Source organism: Roseobacter litoralis Och 149 (assembly GCF_000154785.2).
GTDB lineage: Bacteria > Pseudomonadota > Alphaproteobacteria > Rhodobacterales > Rhodobacteraceae > Roseobacter > Roseobacter litoralis.
In genome coordinates this window covers 3,475,642-3,492,215 of sequence record NC_015730.1, presented here as the reverse complement: position 1 = coordinate 3,492,215, position 16,574 = coordinate 3,475,642, and the positions used below count along the sequence as shown (strand labels likewise).

The 16,574-nt window shown below is 57.3% G+C and carries 20 protein-coding genes; 13 read left to right on the top strand and 7 right to left on the bottom strand.

Features of this window, described 5'->3' with window-relative positions; genetic code table 11:
- Positions 1–38: 38 nt before the first annotated feature.
- From RLO149_RS16675 to RLO149_RS16665, 3 genes are all read right to left on the bottom strand, one after another.
- Positions 39–851: a GNAT family N-acetyltransferase gene (locus tag RLO149_RS16675; RefSeq protein WP_013963267.1), complete on the bottom strand. Its 813-nt coding sequence runs from the start codon at positions 849–851 to the stop codon at positions 39–41.
- Between the two features lie 10 nt (positions 852–861).
- The gene (gene ispH, locus RLO149_RS16670) at positions 862–1,812 is read right to left on the bottom strand and encodes a 4-hydroxy-3-methylbut-2-enyl diphosphate reductase (protein ID WP_013963266.1); all 951 of its coding nucleotides are present in this window, start codon (positions 1,810–1,812) and stop codon (positions 862–864) included.
- A 101-nt stretch (positions 1,813–1,913) separates the two neighbouring features.
- A complete protein-coding gene (locus tag RLO149_RS16665) occupies positions 1,914–2,462 on the bottom strand; it encodes a LabA-like NYN domain-containing protein (RefSeq protein ID WP_013963265.1) in 549 nt (182 codons plus the stop codon).
- 96 nt (positions 2,463–2,558) lie between these two features.
- Between RLO149_RS16665 and folK the strand changes: the two genes are divergently transcribed.
- From folK to recO, 12 genes are all read left to right on the top strand, one after another.
- Positions 2,559–3,167: a 2-amino-4-hydroxy-6-hydroxymethyldihydropteridine diphosphokinase gene (gene folK, locus RLO149_RS16660; protein WP_013963264.1), complete on the top strand. Its 609-nt coding sequence runs from the start codon at positions 2,559–2,561 to the stop codon at positions 3,165–3,167.
- A 76-nt stretch (positions 3,168–3,243) separates the two neighbouring features.
- Entirely contained in the window at positions 3,244–3,597 is a 354-nt protein-coding gene (rpoZ, locus tag RLO149_RS16655) for a DNA-directed RNA polymerase subunit omega (RefSeq protein ID WP_013963263.1), read from the top strand.
- Between the two features lie 37 nt (positions 3,598–3,634).
- On the top strand, positions 3,635–5,791 hold the full coding sequence (locus RLO149_RS16650; RefSeq protein ID WP_013963262.1) for a RelA/SpoT family protein: 2,157 nt from the start codon (positions 3,635–3,637) through the stop codon (positions 5,789–5,791).
- 86 nt (positions 5,792–5,877) lie between these two features.
- Complete coding sequence (locus tag RLO149_RS16645) at positions 5,878–6,552, top strand: DUF2062 domain-containing protein (RefSeq protein ID WP_013963261.1); 675 nt, start codon at positions 5,878–5,880, stop codon at positions 6,550–6,552.
- Positions 6,553–6,582: 30 nt separating this feature from the next.
- Positions 6,583–7,332, top strand: coding sequence for a pyridoxine 5'-phosphate synthase (locus RLO149_RS16640; protein WP_044025709.1), 750 nt, complete (start codon positions 6,583–6,585; stop codon positions 7,330–7,332).
- Positions 7,329–7,955 carry a LysE family translocator gene (locus tag RLO149_RS16635; RefSeq protein WP_013963259.1) on the top strand — a complete coding sequence of 209 codons (627 nt, stop codon included), beginning with the start codon at positions 7,329–7,331 and terminating at the stop codon, positions 7,953–7,955. Before RLO149_RS16640 ends, RLO149_RS16635 begins: the two co-directional genes overlap by 4 nt.
- Entirely contained in the window at positions 7,952–8,356 is a 405-nt protein-coding gene (gene acpS, locus RLO149_RS16630; RefSeq protein WP_013963258.1) for a holo-ACP synthase, read from the top strand. Before RLO149_RS16635 ends, acpS begins: the two co-directional genes overlap by 4 nt.
- Positions 8,357–8,547: 191 nt before the next feature.
- A complete protein-coding gene (gene lepB, locus RLO149_RS16625; protein WP_013963257.1) occupies positions 8,548–9,387 on the top strand; it encodes a signal peptidase I in 840 nt (279 codons plus the stop codon).
- Positions 9,384–10,070, top strand: a complete 687-nt coding sequence (rnc, locus tag RLO149_RS16620) for a ribonuclease III (RefSeq protein ID WP_013963256.1) — start codon at positions 9,384–9,386, stop codon at positions 10,068–10,070. The genes lepB and rnc overlap by 4 nt, the downstream gene beginning before the upstream one ends.
- The gene (gene era / locus RLO149_RS16615; RefSeq protein ID WP_013963255.1) at positions 10,067–10,975 is read left to right on the top strand and encodes a GTPase Era; all 909 of its coding nucleotides are present in this window, start codon (positions 10,067–10,069) and stop codon (positions 10,973–10,975) included. The genes rnc and era overlap by 4 nt, the downstream gene beginning before the upstream one ends.
- Positions 10,976–11,020: 45 nt before the next feature.
- Positions 11,021–11,350 (top strand): DUF1491 family protein, encoded by a 330-nt coding sequence (locus RLO149_RS16610; protein ID WP_013963254.1) that lies wholly within the window; start codon positions 11,021–11,023, stop codon positions 11,348–11,350.
- On the top strand, positions 11,350–12,075 hold the full coding sequence (recO, locus tag RLO149_RS16605; RefSeq protein WP_013963253.1) for a DNA repair protein RecO: 726 nt from the start codon (positions 11,350–11,352) through the stop codon (positions 12,073–12,075). The genes RLO149_RS16610 and recO overlap by 1 nt, the downstream gene beginning before the upstream one ends.
- Here recO and RLO149_RS16600 read toward each other — a convergent pair.
- The 4 genes from RLO149_RS16600 to RLO149_RS16585 all read right to left on the bottom strand — a co-directional run bounded on the left by RLO149_RS16600 (position 12,059) and on the right by RLO149_RS16585 (position 15,447).
- Positions 12,059–12,454 (bottom strand): META domain-containing protein, encoded by a 396-nt coding sequence (locus tag RLO149_RS16600; protein ID WP_013963252.1) that lies wholly within the window; start codon positions 12,452–12,454, stop codon positions 12,059–12,061. The genes recO and RLO149_RS16600 overlap by 17 nt on opposite strands.
- Positions 12,451–12,972, bottom strand: a complete 522-nt coding sequence (locus RLO149_RS16595) for a TetR/AcrR family transcriptional regulator (RefSeq protein ID WP_013963251.1) — start codon at positions 12,970–12,972, stop codon at positions 12,451–12,453. Before RLO149_RS16595 ends, RLO149_RS16600 begins: the two co-directional genes overlap by 4 nt.
- Before the next feature lie 176 nt (positions 12,973–13,148).
- Complete coding sequence (locus RLO149_RS16590) at positions 13,149–14,834, bottom strand: acyl-CoA dehydrogenase family protein (RefSeq protein ID WP_013963250.1); 1,686 nt, start codon at positions 14,832–14,834, stop codon at positions 13,149–13,151.
- Between the two features lie 253 nt (positions 14,835–15,087).
- Positions 15,088–15,447 carry a helix-turn-helix domain-containing protein gene (locus RLO149_RS16585; protein WP_013963248.1) on the bottom strand — a complete coding sequence of 120 codons (360 nt, stop codon included), beginning with the start codon at positions 15,445–15,447 and terminating at the stop codon, positions 15,088–15,090.
- Between the two features lie 166 nt (positions 15,448–15,613).
- On the opposite strand from RLO149_RS16585, the gene RLO149_RS16580 reads away from it, so the two are divergent.
- Complete coding sequence (locus tag RLO149_RS16580) at positions 15,614–16,501, top strand: LysR family transcriptional regulator (RefSeq protein ID WP_245538078.1); 888 nt, start codon at positions 15,614–15,616, stop codon at positions 16,499–16,501.
- Positions 16,502–16,574 lie beyond the last annotated feature (73 nt).

The window sequence follows — 16,574 nt, the reverse complement described above, 5'->3', positions numbered from 1 at the left end:
ACATGAGCCTGAGCGCCGCCCAAGGCAAGAGGCTGTGATCACTTTGTCATGCGCCCGCCGCTCAACTGGCCGGGGTCCGCCACCGACAGCGTGCTGGAGTCCGTGAGGGTCAGGCCGAGCCGTGTACAGACCACCTCGGAAGCAGTATTGCCGGGCTCGATTCCGGTGAAAAACCGCATGAAGCCGTATCTGCGCGCCATCTCAAGCATCACCTCGGCCCCGAGGCGCAAAGACAGCCCGAAACCGCGCCAGTCCGGCACGGTGGACAGCATGCCCCACCAGCATTCGACCTGCCCGTCAGGGTGATCGGCGTGCATATAGGAGGCGGCGGCCGCACAGGAGACGACCTCGCCCTGATCCGTGACGGCCATGCGGCACAGCCCCGGTTGCAGCGCGCCGCTCAACACGGCGAGGTGCGGTGGCAGAACGCCGCAAGCCAGTGCGGCGCTTGCCAAAGATGCGCGCAGGCGATTGTCGCTTTCATCCGTCAGCCAGTGGCTGGTGATACCATTGGGCAGCTGTTTGCTGGTGACGGTTTCGCGTGCGGTCTGCAAGGCAGAGGCGTCACCGACCCAGCGTGCATACTGCACAGCGCTCAGGTCATGGGGTTTGAGCTGCTGCACCAGCGCAGGCATCTGATCGTTTTGCACATGAGCAAAATGACTGGCCCCTTGCAGCCGTGTCATGGACACCAGTTCCGCAAAGGGGGCACGGTCCGGGCTGACGATGCCAACGGTCCGGCCATAGTAGGTGTAGCCGGCGTTGCCATGTGTCAGATCATGCAGGGCCCGCCCCCGGCCCAAAAGCGCTTGCTGATCGGGGGAGCCAAAGATGTCTTGTCTGGCGGACATGCGGCGCGGTTCAGGCCGGTTCGCGCAAGACACGCGGCACTTTGAATTCCACGTTTTCGACCGCAGTCTCGACCACCTCTTGGGTCACATCATAGTGTGCGTCGAACGCGGCGATCACCTCGTTGATCAAGACCTCTGGCGCAGATGCCCCGGCGGTGATGCCAATGCTGCTGATGCCATCAAGGGCGCGCCAGTCGATATCCGTGGCGCGCTGGACAAGCTGCGCGTATTGACAACCGGCCCGTGCGCCAACCTCGACAAGGCGGCGCGAGTTTGACGAATTGGGTGCCCCGACAACCAGCATCGCGTCGCATTTCGGGGCCATGGCCTTGACGGCCTCCTGTCGGTTGGTGGTCGCATAGCAGATGTCCTCCTTGTGCGGGCCCACAATCAATGGAAAACGCTGCTGCAAGGCGGCGACCACATCAGCGGTGTCATCAACACTGAGTGTGGTCTGCGTGACATAGGCCAGTTTCGCCGGGTCTCTTATCTCGACGGTCGCCACATCTTCAGGGGTTTCCACCAACAGGACCTCGCCTTCAGGCAACTGACCCATGGTGCCGACGGTTTCGGGGTGGCCTGCATGGCCGATCATGATCATCTGAAGCCCGTTGTCTGCGTGGCGTTGCGCTTCGATATGCACCTTGCTGACAAGGGGGCAGGTGGCATCCACATAGACCAGGTTGCGCGCCTGCGCCGCGGTCGGCACGGATTTGGGCACGCCATGGGCGGAAAAGATCACGGGCCTGTCGTCAGGACATTCCGAAAGCTCTTCGACGAAGATGGCGCCTTTTGCGCGCAGCCCGTCCACCACGAATTTATTGTGCACGATTTCATGCCTGACATAAACGGGCGTGCCCCATCTATCGAGCGCCAGTTCCACGATCTTGATCGCACGATCAACGCCTGCGCAAAAACCACGCGGTGCTGCAAGAAAGAGGGTCAGGGGCGGTTTCGTCATGTCTTACTCCGGATCAGATGTCTCAGAGGTAAGGGTTTGACGCGGCTGCGTCCAGAGGGTGACATGCCGCAACGCAGGTCCCCCTCTGAAACGGTTTTCATTTAACTTGCCTCGTTATACTCGCGCGGAGGGCGACCTATAACGTCTTTCAGTTCGTCGAGCTCAATGAAATTGTCCGCCTGACGGCGCAACTCGTCAGAAATCATCGGGGGCTGACTGCGAATCGTCGACACGACAGACACGCGCACGCCAGAGCGTTGAAGGCTCTCGATCAGCGGACGGAAATCGCCATCGCCGGAAAACAACACGATGTGATCAACCCGCGGTGCCAGTTCCATGGCGTCGACGGCCAGCTCAATGTCCATGTTACCTTTGACCTTACGGCGGCCCATGCTGTCGGTGTATTCCTTTGCCGGTTTTGTAACCATCGTGAACCCGTTGTAATTGAGCCAGTCCACGAGTGGGCGGATCGGGGAATACTCGTCATTTTCGAGCAGCGCCGTGTAGTAAAATGCGCGCAGCAACTTCCCGCGACGCATGAATTCCTGACGCAGTAATTTGTAGTCGATGTCAAACCCCAGTGATTTGGCAGCCGCGTACAAATTCGAGCCGTCGATGAACAGCGCAAGCCGTTCGTCCTTGTAAAACATCTAAGTGTCCTTTCGATTAGTCAGGCGCTGGTGCTCGTAAAATGTTGTGATAAAATTTCTGCACCCGACAATTGAACAAAATAGGGTTTTTTAACTGTGCCGCAAGTGACAAGACAGGGGAAAATTGGCAGAAAATCGCCACAATTACGGTCACTTGCACTAATTGCCGTGGGGTCAAACCAAGGGTTACGCAACGGAACCCCACGCGATACCGTACTGAATGCATTGAAAGAATTTCCCGTTAAGGTTGGAGCGATTCGGGCTTTCAGCAGGCTGTTTCGCACAGCTGCCTTCCCGGCGGGATCTGGCCCGGATTTTGTCAATGCGGCCTTCACCCTTGAAACGGAACTGGATGCAGCCGACCTTTTGAGCCATCTTCATGAGATTGAATCACTGTTCAAGCGCACCCGGACCAAGCGTTGGGAGCCGCGTACTCTGGACCTTGATCTGATCGCGATGGCGGATCAGGTTTTGCCTGATCGCGGGACATATGATCACTGGGCGCAGTTGCCGCTTGAACAACAGATGACCAAATCACCGGAGCGGTTGATCCTGCCGCACCCGCGCCTGCATGAGCGGGCTTTTGTCTTGATCCCACTGGCCGATGTTGCGCCGGATTGGCGTCATCCCATCACGGGAATGAGCGTCAATGAGATGGTTGAAGCCCTTCCGGAAGACCTCAGAAACGAAGTCCGTGAGCTGTAATTCTCTGCTTGTAAAGCGGTGGCAACCGACTTAAATAACACACTTCCGCCCCTACTCTGTCTGATGGAGATGTTTCATGGCCCGCGTCACAGTTGAAGATTGCGTTGATAAAGTTCCAAACCGGTTCGAGCTTGTGATGCTCGCGGCACATCGTGCGCGCGAAATTTCAGCTGGGTCTGCGCCCACGGTGAACCGTGACAATGACAAAAACCCGGTTGTGTCGCTCCGTGAGATTGCCGATGAAACCCAAAGTGCCGACGATCTGCGCGAGCGCCTGATCGAGAGCAATCAGCATCAGATCGAGGTTGATGAACCCGAAGAGGACGCAATGGCGTTGCTGATGGGTGCCGAACAGGACAAGCCGGAAGAAGACAGCATGTCCGAAGAGATGCTGCTGCGTCAACTGATGGCGGCACAAGGGCAGGGCTGAGCACAGCCCGCCTGATCCGGCGTGAGAGGCGGATGACATGAAGGACGGCGATCATTTGGAAATATCCGCCGATGACCTCGTGTCGCTCGTCCTGCGCTACAATCCAAAAACCAACCAGAAGTTGATTCGCGCGGCCTATGATTATGGCCGCGAGATGCATGCGGAACAGTTGCGCCACTCGGGTGAGCTGTATTTCAATCATCCGGTGGCTGTTGCAGCGATCCTGACAGAGCAGAATCTGGATGATGCAACGCTGATCACAGCATTGCTGCATGACACGATTGAAGACACACAAGCGTCCTATTCCGAGGTTGCCGCGCGCTTTGGCAGTGAGATCGCCGAGCTTGTCGATGGCGTGACCAAACTCACCAATCTGCAGCTCAATTCCTCGCAGACCAAACAGGCCGAGAATTTCCGCAAGCTGTTCATGGCCATGTCGAAAGACTTGCGGGTCATTCTGGTCAAGCTGTCGGACCGGCTGCACAACATGCGCACCATCCGCGCGATGAAGCCGGAAAAGCAGGCCCAGAAGGCACGCGAAACCATGGATATCTATGCGCCGCTGGCGGGGCGTATGGGGATGCAATGGATGCGCGAAGAGCTTGAGGATCTCGCGTTTCGGGTGCTCAATCCGGAGGGGCGCGCGTCGATCATCCGCCGCTTCATCAACCTGCAAAAAGAAACGGGCGATGTGATCCAGCGCATTACCGGTGACATGCGGCTTGAGTTGGACAAAGCCGGCGTAGAGGCCGAAGTCTTCGGACGCGCCAAAAAGCCCTATTCGATCTGGCGCAAGATGCAGGAAAAGGACCAGTCCTTTGCGCGGCTTTCGGACATCTACGGGTTTCGCATCATCACGGAAAACGAAGAAGACTGCTATCGGGCACTGGGGGCCATTCATCAGCGGTGGCGGGCTGTGCCGGGCAGGTTCAAGGACTACATCAGTCAGCCCAAAACCAACGGGTATCGTTCGATCCATACCACCGTATCCGGGCGCGACGGAAAACGCGTCGAGGTTCAGATCAGAACTGTTCAGATGAACGATGTTGCCGAAACCGGCGTGGCGGCGCATTGGTCCTACCGGGACGGTGTGCGCAGCAATAACCCATTTGCGGTCGATCCTGCGAAATGGATCAGCACCCTGACCGAGCAGTTTGACGCCGAGGAAGATCACGAGGACTTCCTCGAAGCGGTCAAGCTTGAGATGTATTCAGATCAGGTTTTCTGTTTCACGCCCAAAGGGGAAGTCGTGAAGCTGCCGCGCGGGGCCACGCCCATCGACTTTGCCTTTGCGATCCATACGCGCATTGGCATGGCCTGTGTGGGGGCCAAGGTTGATCACATGCGCGTCCCGCTCTGGACGCGTTTGAAAAACGGCCAGTCGGTCGAGGTGATCACCGCCGAAGGCCAAAGCCCGCAGGCGACGTGGCTTGATATTGCGGTAACGGGCAAGGCGCGATCCGCCATCCGGCGTGCGCTGCGCGAGGAAGACCGGGCCCGTTTCGTCAAACTGGGGCGGGAACTTGCACGCTCCGCATTTGAGCATGTGGGCCGCAAAGCGACCGACAAGGCGCTCTCGACGGCAGCGCGCAACATGCGCTGCGATGACCGTATTGACCTGCTCGCCCGTCTTGGCAGTGCCGAGATCACCGGACGCGAAGTCGTGCAGGCTGTGTACCCCGAGCTTGTGCCCAAGGAGGGCGCAAAAGTTGATGCGAAACGCGCTGTGATAGGTCTGTCGCCCGGGCAGTATTTTGAGCGGGCTTTTTGCTGTCAGCCGCTGCCGGGCGAGCGGATTGTCGGGATTACCTTCAAAGGGCGTGGCGTCGTCGTGCATGCGATTGATTGCGACCGGATGAGTGCGTATGAGGCCCAGCCTGACCGGTGGCTTGATCTGCGCTGGCACGAAGGTGCGCACCCTGCGGTCTACGGGGCAACGATTGAGCTCACCCTGAACAACGATGCAGGGACACTGGGGCGAATTTGCACATTGATCGGTGAAACCCGAGCGAATATTTCAGATTTACAATTTGTCGACAGAAAGCCTGATTATTTCCTGATATTGATCTATGTAGAGCTTCGAGATGTGGCGCATCTTCATTCCCTTATGCTCACGCTGGAGGCAGAGAGCGATGTTGCCTCCGTATCGCGGTATAGAAATATGGCGCATGATACATCGGAAACACCTGCCTGATGTCGCATCGCGGTCATCGGGTCGTCATAATTTTGGGATGAATGGCACGCGCCACCCTGTACAAGAATTGAGTAAGGACGCCACAGTTGGTCTTTAAACGCAGAGATCCCAAAAGCTGGCCGCGTGCTGTGCTTGAAGCTCTGTGGCCACGGGGTGGGTGGACCCGTGCATTTCATTACGTCAAGCACCGGATGCGCAGGCTGCCTGACAGCCCCGAACGGATCGCGCGTGGTATATTTGCCGGTGTTTTCGCGTCATTCTCGCCGTTTTACGGTTTTCATTTTTTTATCGCGGCGGGTCTGGCCTTTGTGATGCGCGGCAATGTGATCGCGTCATTGATGGCAACGTTCTTTGGCAACCCGCTGACCTATGTGCCCATCGGTGTGGCCGCTTTGTCCTCGGGTCACTGGATCCTCGGGGATCCGGTTGATGAGGGCATTCACCGCTCCTTTGGCGGCAAGTTCGCGGATGCGGCGGCGGATCTGCATCACAACTTCGTTGCGATGTTCACGGATGATACCGCAGACTGGTCGCACCTTCGGGTTTTCTATGACGAGATTTTCTTTCCCTACATGGTCGGGGGGTTCGTGTCGGGTATTTTCTTTGGCGCGCTGTGCTACTATTTGTCAGTGCCGCTCATCCGCGTATATCAAAAGCGACGCAAGGGTTTGATCAAAAGCAAACTTGAAGCGATCAAAGCCAAGGCGGCTGCGAAAGCAGAAGCGAAACGAAAAGCGGAGCGTCCGCCCGCCGGGCAATGATCCGGCCGCAATATCAGGGGAGGGCCAGTGGTGTCCGATCAGAGAAAACTGCGCCTTGGCGTGAACATTGACCATGTGGCGACCGTGCGGAATGCGCGCGGCGGTGCCTATCCTGATCCCCTGCGTGCGGCGCGGATTGCCGAAGAAGCAGGCGCGGATGGTATTACCGCGCATCTGCGCGAAGATCGTCGTCATATTTCGGATGCGGATATCGAAGGGCTGATGGATGTGCTGAGCGTGCCGCTCAATTTCGAGATGGCGGCCACGGATGAGATGCAACAGATCGCCTTGCGCCATAAACCGCACGCGGTGTGCATTGTGCCCGAAAAGCGCGAAGAGCGCACGACCGAGGGTGGCCTTGAAGTCGCCCGCGAGGAAAACGTGCTGGCCCATTTCATTGCACCCTTGCGCGAGGCCGGGTGCCGGGTGTCGATCTTTATCGCTGCAGAAAAACGCCAGATCGAAGCGGCGCACCGGATCGGGGCTGAAGTCATCGAGCTGCACACCGGCGCCTATTGCGACGCCCATGCTGAGGGGGATTTCGAACGGCGTGACAGTGAACTCGCGCGCCTGAGGGACATGGCGGGTTTTGCCCATTCCCTCGGCCTTGAGGTTCATGCAGGCCATGGGCTGACCTATGACACTGTGCAGCCTGTCGCCGCCTTTCCTGAGGTGCTCGAATTGAATATTGGCCATTTCCTGATTGGCGAGTCGATCTTTCTGGGGTTGGAGCCTGCGATTGCGGAAATGCGCCGTCTCATGGATGAGGCGCGGGCATGACGGACACGATGCTCTTGTTGCCTTTGCCACTTATCCTGCTGGGCTGGGTCATTGGCGGCGGCAGCCCCGGACCGGCGACGCTGGCCATTTCCGGCACCTCGATGCAGTTGGGGCGTCGGGCCGGACTCACGGTGGCTGCGGGTATCGTTGTCGGTTCGGCCTGTTGGGGCATTACGGCGGCTCTGGGTTTTTCCGCCATCATGATGAATAACGCATGGCTTTTTGAAGTCATTCGATACCTCGGTGCCGCCTATCTTATGTATCTTGCGCTGAAGTCTCTGCGCTCAGCCTGGCGCGGAGGCGAGGTAAAAATTCCGCCGGTTGCGGCGCGCAAACTCTTCCTGAAAGGATTGATGCTGCATCTGACCAACCCCAAAGCAGTCCTGGGATGGGGCGCAATCTACGCTATCGCATTGGCACCCGGCGCAGGCCCTGCATCCGTCTGGAGCTTGTTTGCAGCTTTGATCTGTGCGTCCAGCTTCGTGTTTTTCGGCTATGCGATATTATTCTCGGCGGCACCGATTGCGCGGGCATATACGCGCGCCAAGCGCGGTTTCGAGGCGGCGTTTGGTCTGTTGTTTGCATTTGCCAGCCTGAAGATTCTGACCGCACGGCTGGCATGATTCTCGGCATCGGGACGGACCTCGCGAATATTGAACGTATTGCACGCACACTCGACCGCTTTGGGGATCGGTTTCGCAACCGCGTCTTTACCGACATCGAGCAGGCCAAGGCGGAACGGCGGCGCGATGTTGCTGGCACATATGCAAAACGCTGGGCGGCAAAAGAGGCGTGTTCCAAGGCTCTGGGCACTGGCCTTGCCATGGGGATCGCGTGGAAGGACATGTCGGTCACCAATCTCAAATCCGGCCAGCCCGTCATGCATGTCACAGGCTGGGCGCAAGAGCGGTTGGCGGCGATGACCCCGCCCGGTCATGAGGCCGTCATCCATGTAACGCTGACCGACGACCACCCGTGGGCGCAGGCCTTTGTGGTGATCGAGGCCTTGCCCGTCAAAAGCTGAAAGCAGCCGTTACACCCCCAATGTAAAAGTACCGGCGCAGATCGGCACAGTATCAGTGTGAACCGTGGCATTTCGAACTGCGTCGCTTGGGAGCGCGCAGGGCAAACTCACTCAACGTTGTGTGGGCCTGTCTTGACAGTGCCCCGCGCCCCCCTCATTACGAGCCAAACAAATTGATGGAGCCTGCCCAAATGGCCGCCAAAGAAGAGACATCCGGAAACGCGATTGTCGAGACGATCAAGACGATTGTCTATGCCCTGCTGATTGCCGGTGTTTTCCGCACGTTGTTCTTTCAGCCATTCTGGATTCCATCGGGTTCAATGAAGGAAACCCTGCTGGTTGGTGACTTTCTCTTTGTGAATAAAATGGCCTATGGCTATTCTTACGCCTCCTGCCCCAGCATTATCATGCCGCGCTTTGGAATTAACGTGGACGCAAAAAACATCTGCGGATTTCTGGACGGTGAAAACACGCGTATTCTGGGCGGCGAGCCCGAGCGCGGCGATGTGATCGTTTTCCGCCATCCGGTGTCGGGGCGCGATTACATAAAGCGTCTGATCGGCTTGCCCGGCGATACGGTACAGATGCGCAATAGCATCGTTTACATCAATGGTGAGGAAGCCCCGCAGGAACCCGCAGGGAACTTTGTCGAGGTGATGGAGCCGCAGGGCCCCGAAGGACGCAGGCCGCGCTGCTCCAATGGGCCGGTCGGGGACGGGGGCGACTGCCTCAAGGCCCGCGCGATTGAGACGTTGCCAAATGGTGTCAGCCATACCGTGCTGGACATCGGGCCGCAGGCGTCTGATCGGACGGGAGTTTATACGGTGCCTGAGGGGCATTACTTCTTTATGGGCGACAACCGCGACAACTCCGCCGATAGCCGTCTGGCGCGGCAGGTGCGTGGCGTCGGCTTTGTACCGTACGAAAACCTGATTGGTCGCGCGGACAGGGTCATGTTCTCCTCCGCTGGACGGTCCATGTTGTTTTTCTGGACATGGCGCAGTGATCGTTTCTTTAAGAGGGTGGAGTGAAACTCTCTGCGGAACTGAAGGCTTTTCAAAAGCGGTTGGGGCATCAGTTTAACCAACCCTCGCTTTTGGCGCAGGCGGTGACGCATGCTTCCATGTCGACGGCAAACCGTGGTGACAATCAGCGCATGGAATTTCTGGGCGACCGGGTGCTTGGTCTGGTCATGGCCGAGGCGCTGCTGGGGCTCGATAATGACGCGACCGAGGGCCAGCTTGCCCCGCGTTTCAATGCCTTGGTACGTAAAGAGACCTGTGCTGATGTCGCGCGCGAGATTGACCTTGGGGCGGTTCTGCGCCTCGGCCGCTCTGAGATGCTATCGGGTGGCAGGCGCAAGCAGGCACTCTTGGGGGATGCGATCGAAGCGGTGATTGCGGCTGTGTATCAGGATGCGGGCTTTGATGCGGCGCGGGCCTTGATCCTGCGGCTCTGGGGCGATCGGGTGCATGAGGTCGAAGAAGATGCGCGTGATGCAAAAACAGCGCTGCAGGAGTGGGCGCAGGCGCGCGGACTGCAACCGCCCCACTACGAAGAGGTGCATCGCAAAGGCCCGGATCACGCACCGATTTTCACAATATCCGTGCAGCTCAGTACCGGAGAAACGGATCAGGCCACGGCCGGGTCAAAGCGGCAGGCTGAACAAGCCGCGGCACAGGCCTTGTTGGCGAAACTGGAGACAAGCGGATGAGTAAACGTGCGGGATTTGTGGCACTGATCGGAGAGCCCAACGCGGGCAAGTCGACTTTGCTCAACCGAATGGTCGGGGCGAAGGTATCGATTGTCACCCATAAGGTGCAGACCACGCGTGCGCGCATCCGTGGGGTGGCCATGGAAGGTGAAAGCCAGATAGTCTTCGTAGACACGCCGGGTCTTTTCGAACCACGCAGGCGGCTTGACCGCGCAATGGTTGCCGCCGCATGGAGCGGGGCGGCGGATGCGGATGTAGTTGTGCTGCTCATCGAAGCGCATCGCGGCGTGACCGAAGGCGTTGAACGCATCCTCGAAGGTCTGGCCGACGTCGGGCAGGGGCGCGTTGTGGCGCTTGCCATCAACAAGATTGACCGGGTGCAAGCCGAGGTTTTGCTGGCGCTCAGCAAAAACCTCAATGAGCGCTATGATTTTGCTGAGACGTTCATGATTTCCGCAGAGCGTGGGCACGGCGTTGATGCGCTGCGCGGGTGGCTGGCTGGTATGGTACCGGAAGGGCCGTGGCTTTATCCAGAAGACCAGATTGCGGACCTGCCCATGCGCACAATCGCCGCCGAGATGACACGTGAGAAACTGACGCTGCGCCTGCATCAGGAACTGCCCTATCAAATGACGGTTGAAACGGAAGGCTGGGAAGAACGCAAAGACGGATCGGCACGAATTGACCAGTTGATCTATGTGATACGGGATGGCCATAAAGGCATCGTGCTGGGTCACAAGGGCGAAACGATCAAGGCGGTTTCCAAGGCGGCACGCGAAGAATTGGAGGAATTTCTGGGCCGTCGTGTCCATTTGTTCCTGCAGGTCAAGGTGCGGCCCAACTGGCTGGACGAAGCTGAACGATACGCGCAAATGGGTTTGGAGTTCAAAGACGGCAATGCCTGATCTAACCGTGCATGTTCGCAGATCGGCCGCGCAGGGCAAATGTGCATGCCTCAGCTAACGGCGCGGTTTTGGGTTGATGCTTATCTGACCCGCTTGCGGTTGCAGGATATTCCGGCCTTTGTCGTGACGCATGGGGATGATACGGCAGGCAGCGTTTTGGTGAAACTCAACACATTGGATGGTGCCGCCACCCTGTATCAGCGCCGCTACGACCTGCTGCACGACAGCCGTGCGTGGGAGCTGACCCTGACAGATACCGAAACCGAAGTGGACGCTGCGATTGCGCGACAACGCGGCTTTGACCCCGACCTTTGGGTCATAGAGGTGGAAGATCGCGCCGGGCGGCATTTGCTCGATACCCCCGGTCTGGCCTGATGGAATGGCGCGAGGAAGGCATATTGCTCAGCACGCGCCGCCATGGTGAGAGTGCCGCGATCATTGAAGTTTTCACCCCCTCACATGGTCGTCACGCAGGCGTAGTGCGGGGCGGCACCAGCCGCAAGATCGCGCCGATCCTGCAACCGGGCGCGCAACTTGACCTGACATGGCGCGCGCGGCTCGAAGATCACATCGGCAGCTTTCACGTCGAACCCGTGCGCAGCCGTGCCGCCGCTGCCATGGGCGACCGTCTGGCGCTCGCGGGGTTAAATGCGGTAACGGCGCTTTTGGGGTTTTGCCTGCCTGAGCGCGAAGCGCATCGCGCATTATACCTTGAAACTGAGCGATTGCTTGATCTGTTGGAAGAGGGGGAGCTTTGGCCCTTGGCCTATCTGCGGTGGGAGGTGCAGCTGTTGCATGAGATGGGCTATGCCCTTGAACTTGACCAATGTGCGGTAACGGGCCAGCGCGATGATCTGATCTATGTTTCCCCCAAAAGCGGTCGTGCTGTGTCTGCCCAAGGGGCGGGTGATTGGGCGGAGCGTTTGTTGCCGTTACCGCCCATTTTGCGCGGGGTCGGCGGTGGTCCGGATGCTGAGATCGCACAGGCGTTTGTCACGACGGGGTATTTTCTGACCGAACATCTGGCGCGGGATTTGGGCGGCAAACCACTGCCCGAAGCGCGCGCGCGCTTTGTCGAAACCTTCAGCCGCCGGCTTTGAAAATGATGCTGCGGCCCTCGGGCGTGGACAGGATCATCGTGTCGCGCAGAACTTCGGATAAGCTCACGTTTTCAAGCGCTTCAAAGTACAGCGTTTCGGATGCCGCATCTGGACACAGCTTCTTTGTTGCCAGTATCGGGCCGGCATCAAACCAAGGATAAGGCGCTGTCATTTCCGCACTGTATCCGTTGCATGGCCCATCCCCGGCAATCTGACCTGATGCTGGGAACGTCAATGTAGCATTTTCGCCAAAGGGAACGCCGTCAATCTCGACCACGCGCCATACTTTATCCGCGCCGCCGTAGGCCGCCACGGTTTCATCCTTGGCGCAGCCACCGATCGCCAATAGGGCGAGCAGGACCGCTCCGGTTGTCCTCACTTGAGCGCCAGAACAAGATCGACCATGGTTTCAAAGGATTTGGCCGCCGCTGTTTTAGTCGTCACGGCAGGCAGGCCGACGAGCGCTGCCAGCAAGCTTTGCGCAAAGTCATCATTCTTGATGCCCAAATGTCGCAGCAGGTTGGTCAGATAGGTCAGACGTTCTGTGTCGACCTGAGCAATTGCCTTGGCGACAGCCTTATCGGACCGGGCCCATGCGCGCATGGCAGGATCATGCGAATCATTGAGGATTTCCTTGCCGAACCGTCGCAACCGTTGCTCTGCGCTGCCTGTGTCTTCGAGGGCGGTGAGTATCTTGGCAAAAGCCTGACCTTGCCAGTGTTTCACCACTGCCGATTGAAAATCCGGTACGTCTTTGAAATGCCAGTAGAATGAGCCCTTAGTCGTGCCAAGGTCGCGCGCAAGCGGTTCAGCTGCAAGAGCTGTCGGCCCTTTTAGCACCAGTGCCGCAAGGCCTCTGTCTACCCATGATTGTTTGTTCAGTCGCTGATGTTTCATGCTTCAGGCATACGCCCGGAGCGAAAATGCTGCAAGTGCGAAGAGAGTCGCAGGTCTTTACTTTGCACGTGCGGCATTAAACCCGCCCATGAGGCGGTTGTTTTGCGCAAAATACAGCCGTTGCGCGAAAAAGCGCGGGGCGAAAATTAGCCCCGCGCCCCAAAAAAGAACGTGTTTCAGCCGAGAATGCGGCGCGCGATGACCTGCGCCTGAATTTCCGCCGCGCCCTCAAAAATGTTCAGAATGCGGGCATCACAGAGCACGCGGCTGATTTTATACTCAAGCGCAAAGCCATTCCCGCCATGGATTTGCAGCCCATTGTCCGCCGCGGCCCATGCGACCCGTGCGCCCAGCAGTTTTGCCATCCCGGCCTCAACATCACAACGACGTCCTTCATCCTTTTCGAAGGCCGAAAAATACGTCAGCTGCCGCGCAATCATGATCTCGACCGCCATCATGGCGAGTTTGCCCGAAACGCGGGGGAATTCGATCAGTGACTTGCCAAACTGTTTGCGATCCTGCGCATATTGCATGGCAATGTCCAAGGCCGATTGCGCCACACCAACGGCGCGGGCAGCGGTCTGGATGCGCGCAGATTCAAACGTCTCCATCAGCTGTTTGAAGCCCTTGCCCTCTTCGCCGCCTAAAAGGTTTTCGCCCTTGACCTCGAAGTTGTCGAAGGCGAGTTCGTATTCCTTCATCCCGCGATACCCCAGCACCTCGATCTCGCCGCCCGTCATGCCATCGGTTGGAAAGGGGTTCTCATCATCACCGGGGGTTTTTTCCGCCAGAAACATCGACAGGCCGCGATAATCGGTTGTGTCGGGGTCTGTGCGGGCCAGCAGCGTCATGACATTGGTACGGGTCGCATGGGTGATCCACGTTTTATTCCCGGTGATGCTGTAATTCTCGCCATCTTTCACCGCGCGTGTGCGCAGGCTGCCCAGATCCGATCCGGTGTTCGGCTCGGTAAAGACTGCCGTCGGCAAGGTTTCAGCAGAGGCAAGGCGGGGCAGCCATTTCTCTTTCTGCGCTTCTGTGCCGCCCGCGATGATGAGTTCTGCTGCGATTTCGGAGCGCGTTCCAAGGGATCCCACGCCGATATAGCCGCGCGACAGCTCCTCAGAAACCACGCACATGGATGCTTTGGACAGACCGAACCCGCCATATTCTTCGGGGATGGTCAGACCGAAAACGCCCATCTCGGCCAACTCGTCGATAACCTCCATCGGGATCAACTCATCCTTGAGGTGCCATTCGTGGGCAAAGGGTTCGACTTTCTCGACGGCGTAGCGGCGGAACTGATCGCGGATCATTTCCAGCTCTTCATCTAGGCCGGAAGCCCCGACGGTGGTGTTTGCAGACTGTTCCTGCATAAGTTCGGCGAGCCGCGTGCGCGCTGCCTGCGTGTTGCCCGATTGCGTGAGGGTCATCACGGCGGGTTCCATCAGGCCGCGCATTTCAGATTGATCAAGCCCAAGATCCTGCAGTCGCACGATCTCACCCTGATTCATCTGGATGCCGCCATAGATCTGCCAGAGGTATTCACCAAAGGCGATCTGGTGGATCAATTGTTCCGTCTCGCTGAAATTACCTTCGGCGTTGAGTGTTTCGGCCCACTTTTGCATCTGCCTGAGCGATTGCGCATAGGTTGCAAGCCAGGCCAGACCATGCGCGGCTGTCTGATGCTGTTCGATCAGCGCGCCGGAGACACGGCCATTTTCGCTCACCTTGGCCCTGACCCTTGCCTTGGCTGTCTCAAGCAGTGCCTCAACCGGCGGGACAGCCGCGGCAGTCACCTTGAGCAGGTCATCCACCAGCACTGTCACATGAAATGAAGGGTCTTGTCCGTCATGGGCCATATCAACATCCTTTTCGTTCTCGGTCGGTTTAATTCTTTCGCACTTGCAGCGCAACTTAAATACGTTGGCAGGGGTCATTTTGGATGAAAATTACTTTCCCCTGCGGTGCGCGCTTTCCGGGCAGGGATGTTTTTTGATCACGCAATAAAAAGAAAAAACCCGCAGCACGAAGCCACGGGTCGTTAATCGTTACGAATACTAACCTCAAAACACCGGCGAAATACTCACCCGCCGGCAAAACCGTTAAATAACCTTAACTCTGTCGTGCCACTGTCACGCCGGACACGTCTTCGATGAACGTAACGATGCGTGATTTCACGCTGTCGTCACGAATGTTTGCCAATGCAGTTACGATTTCCATGCTGGGATCGCGCTCACATGTGGTTTTTGTTGCGGCATCCAGTCCCTCGAAGAAATAGGAAGTTGGGACGTCGAAAATGCGCGACAGTTCATAGAGACGGCTTGCCGCGATTCTGTTGGAGCCAATCTCGTATTTCTGAATTTGCTGAAATGACAGATTCAACTCACGGGCAACATCTGTCTGGGACAAACGGCGCATGGTTCTGATCTGCTTAAGCTTGCGACCAACGTGTGCATCAACTGGATGTGACATAACTTTTTAAACCCTTTTACTTCGTTGCCTTCACTCATCGCGGGAATCACTCTTTGGATCAACTGAGTACCTTTTTCTTTTTTTTGATAAAAAATTTACGGGTGTTGGGTGAAAAATGTTGCATTAGTGGGTGATTTATTTACCATCTGCCCTCATGAACAGGATCATGGACACCAATCATCAATCTACTCAGGTGCGAAAGCCGCCTGATAGCCATGCGCTGTTGCATGAGATGATCCGGTCGTTCACGACGCTTGCGCGGACGCTCAACCTTAGTCACGCGGTGAAAGAGCTTGGCAGCACCCGGCAGACCCTTCGCCGGCATATCGCGCTTTTGGAGGAATCCAAAGGCGTTGAATTGTTTACAGTAAAAGACCGTCAGTACCATTTGACCGACGCAGGTAAACGCGCTTTGCCGGAGGCTGAAGAGGTGCTAGCACGGGGCGATGCGTGGCTCTCCGGGCAGTCTGATGTGATAAATGGTCTTCAATATTTACGACATGTTGAGCCTGATGGATGGTGCCATTTTCAGCAGCAAAAGCCGATCAGTGAGGTGTTCACGTCAACCGGAACGATTCTCGAAGAAATAATGTGTGCGTGGACACAGGCGGGTGGTGAGCTCGAACACGAAGCGTTTCAGGCAGTAAGGCCCTATTGCACGGTATCGCGCCGCCATGAAGGAAACTGGCTTTTCACCGAAGTTGGAGACCATAGCTCGTTTGTGACCTGGTTCGGGTGGAAGGTTGCCCGATCCAGCATCGGCAGTGCTTTGGCGCAAATGCCGGGTGGTGACGGCTTTGGCCGGCTCGTCAACTATGCATACGAGGAAATCGAGGCGACTCGCTCCGTGCGACTCGATCACGTATTCACCCTCCTGCCGAAGGGGGATGAGGGTATAATGACGCCCATTTCTTATGAGCGGATGCTGTTGGGTGCGCGATATCCCGACGATAGCTTTGCCATGATTACGGTCGTTAGAAGAACTTATGATGTGCATATTAATGGAGTGACCCACGAAATGCTGCGTCAGATGCCGGAGGACATGGTGATGTAGTTAAGTAAATTGTAACCGCTGCGCGAATTTTGCAGCAAAACCAATAAAATGAGTTAAAGTCAGCCTTGAATGC

Excerpts from the sequence above, each read along its gene's own strand:
- RLO149_RS16675 (WP_013963267.1), bottom strand. The coding sequence starts at position 851 with ATGTCCGCCAGACAAGACATCTTTGGCTCCCCCGATCAGCAAGCGCTT.
- ispH (WP_013963266.1), bottom strand. The coding sequence starts at position 1,812 with ATGACGAAACCGCCCCTGACCCTCTTTCTTGCAGCACCGCGTGGTTTT.
- RLO149_RS16665 (WP_013963265.1), bottom strand. The coding sequence starts at position 2,462 with ATGTTTTACAAGGACGAACGGCTTGCGCTGTTCATCGACGGCTCGAAT.
- rpoZ (WP_013963263.1), top strand. The coding sequence starts at position 3,244 with ATGGCCCGCGTCACAGTTGAAGATTGCGTTGATAAAGTTCCAAACCGG.
- RLO149_RS16650 (WP_013963262.1), top strand. The coding sequence starts at position 3,635 with ATGAAGGACGGCGATCATTTGGAAATATCCGCCGATGACCTCGTGTCG.
- RLO149_RS16635 (WP_013963259.1), top strand. The coding sequence starts at position 7,329 with ATGACGGACACGATGCTCTTGTTGCCTTTGCCACTTATCCTGCTGGGC.
- acpS (WP_013963258.1), top strand. The coding sequence starts at position 7,952 with ATGATTCTCGGCATCGGGACGGACCTCGCGAATATTGAACGTATTGCA.
- lepB (WP_013963257.1), top strand. The coding sequence starts at position 8,548 with ATGGCCGCCAAAGAAGAGACATCCGGAAACGCGATTGTCGAGACGATC.
- era (WP_013963255.1), top strand. The coding sequence starts at position 10,067 with ATGAGTAAACGTGCGGGATTTGTGGCACTGATCGGAGAGCCCAACGCG.
- RLO149_RS16610 (WP_013963254.1), top strand. The coding sequence starts at position 11,021 with ATGCCTCAGCTAACGGCGCGGTTTTGGGTTGATGCTTATCTGACCCGC.
- recO (WP_013963253.1), top strand. The coding sequence starts at position 11,350 with ATGGAATGGCGCGAGGAAGGCATATTGCTCAGCACGCGCCGCCATGGT.
- RLO149_RS16595 (WP_013963251.1), bottom strand. The coding sequence starts at position 12,972 with ATGAAACATCAGCGACTGAACAAACAATCATGGGTAGACAGAGGCCTT.
- RLO149_RS16590 (WP_013963250.1), bottom strand. The coding sequence starts at position 14,834 with ATGGCCCATGACGGACAAGACCCTTCATTTCATGTGACAGTGCTGGTG.
- RLO149_RS16585 (WP_013963248.1), bottom strand. The coding sequence starts at position 15,447 with ATGTCACATCCAGTTGATGCACACGTTGGTCGCAAGCTTAAGCAGATC.
- RLO149_RS16580 (WP_245538078.1), top strand. The coding sequence starts at position 15,614 with ATGGACACCAATCATCAATCTACTCAGGTGCGAAAGCCGCCTGATAGC.